The sequence below is a fragment of the Aequorivita antarctica genome, from assembly GCF_007997155.1.
Classification (GTDB): domain Bacteria; phylum Bacteroidota; class Bacteroidia; order Flavobacteriales; family Flavobacteriaceae; genus Aequorivita; species Aequorivita antarctica.
In genome coordinates this window covers 1-2,055 of record NZ_VORT01000034.1, presented here as the reverse complement: position 1 = coordinate 2,055, position 2,055 = coordinate 1, and the positions used below count along the sequence as shown (strand labels likewise).

General features: G+C 42.8%; 1 protein-coding gene. It reads right to left on the bottom strand.

Going from position 1 to position 2,055, the window contains the following annotated elements:
• Positions 1-2,055 (bottom strand): DUF7507 domain-containing protein (locus ESU54_RS17610; protein WP_449369362.1); only part of this gene is annotated, 2,055 nt, incomplete at both ends.

Here is a 2,055-nt window from a genome sequence, read left to right as displayed (position 1 = left end):
CCTGTAATAATGGATCGGTAACGGTTATGTTTGATAGGCTCACGTTGCCTGCGTTGGTAACTGTGAACGTATAGGTAATCGTATCGATTCCCGCATCGGCACACTGGTTGCCGTCAACATCGTTGAAGACCCCTGTCTTAACAATTGCGATAACCGGGTTTTGGCATATTTCAATAACAGTAGGATCATCCTCTGCATAACTATTATCATCGGAGATATCGGTTGAATTGGGGCCCGTTGGAGGAGTACCCGTTACTTTTGCCTGGTTAGTAAACTGGCCGGCATCAATATCTTCTTGGGTAATAGCATAGCTGGCAGTAAAGGTAGTAGTGTCCTCAGCTCCCGGAGCCATAGAGGCAATGGGGCCGCCAATCACAGCTACTAATGGATCAGTAACTATTACATTGGTCATAGTCACATTTCCTGTGTTCAGAATCTTGAATGTATAAGTTATCAGATCGCCTGGGGCGCTAATACAAGTGCCAGTTGGATCAGTGCCATTGTAGCTTCCAATCTTTATAAGGTCGATACACGGGAAATTACAAATGGTTACAATTGTAGGATCATTCTCTGTATAGCTGTTGTCATCGGAATCGTCCGTTACATCGGGGCCGTTCTGTGGCGTACCTGTGGCAAGGGCCTGGTTGGAGTACATGCCTGCATCAATGTCCGTTTGGGTAATGGTGTAGCTAGCAGTAAAGGTCGTGTTGTCCTCCTGACCGGGGGCCAAACTGATAGGAGCGCCGCTCATCGTAACACCAGCATCGGTCACTATAACATTGGTCAACGTTACGTTCCCGGTGTTCTTAACGCTGAAGGTATAGGTAATCACATCATCAGGAGCGGAAATGCATTTACCGTTCTGGTCGGTGCCGTCGTAGCTACCAACCTTGATAAGGGCGATGCTTGGATTACCACAAATCATTACAGTAACAGTATTACTTGTAGCATTTCTAGTACCTAAAGCGGTATTTCCAGAAACTGTAGCAGTATTTACTACTGAGCCAAAATCAATATCTAATTGTGTAACAGCGTAAGTTGCATTATATGTCCAAACCTCTCCTACATTAAGAATATTGTCATTATTAATATCTCCAATAGAAGGTCCAGCAATTACACCACCAAGCTTAGTATCATTTACAACAACATTTGTAATATCAACATCACCATCATTGGTTACTACAAACTTATAATCTATGGTATCATCAACTTCAAAAGAAATACAATCTCCTGTTGCACTTGTACTCGATTTTACAATCGACATTTCAGCATTTTGACAAAGGCTAACTGTAACTGTATCAGAAGTTGAAACTGGATAAGGATTCCCTGATGTTTGAACTAGTCCATTTACAGTAGCAGTATTTTGAACTTGTCCATTTGTAATATCGGGTTGTGTTACTGTATAAGATGCCGTAAAAACCCAAGTCTCACCTGCATCCAAAACCCCTGGGTTTGAAGTGTCTCCACTAATAGGACCTGGAAGCGGATTATTTGTTGGATCAATCAATATATCCCTTAATTCTATATTACTTACAGGAGCATTTCCTAGTGGATTTGATACGTTAAATGTATATGTTATAGATTCACCCGGAGCAATAGGAGTACATCCTTGTTGGTTATTCGGACTTGCAATTTTTTCAAGTTGAATACCACAATTATTTAAAGTTAAAGTAACAGCTGTACGGGTCAAGCTACCACAGCCACCGTTGTTTAGATTGGCCTGAGCATAATACGTTACTGAACCTATTGAACTCCAAGAAGGTGTAACAATATTTCCACCACTAGCTTGATCATACCAAACAACAGATTGACCAGCAGGCACTGTAGCAGTTGCCGTTAAAGTTTGTATTGGGTCTAATGCACACTCTGTTTGGTTGCCGCCACTTACAGGTGCGCCTGGCGCAGCCGTAATGGTAAGGGTAACAGGCGTTCTTGTCAAACTGCTACAGCCGCCGTTGTTTACATTGGCCTGTGCGTAATAGGTAACAGAGCCAACCGTGTTGCGGATCGGGCTGTTTACGATTGAACCTCCAACTGCCTGGTTGTACCAAACTA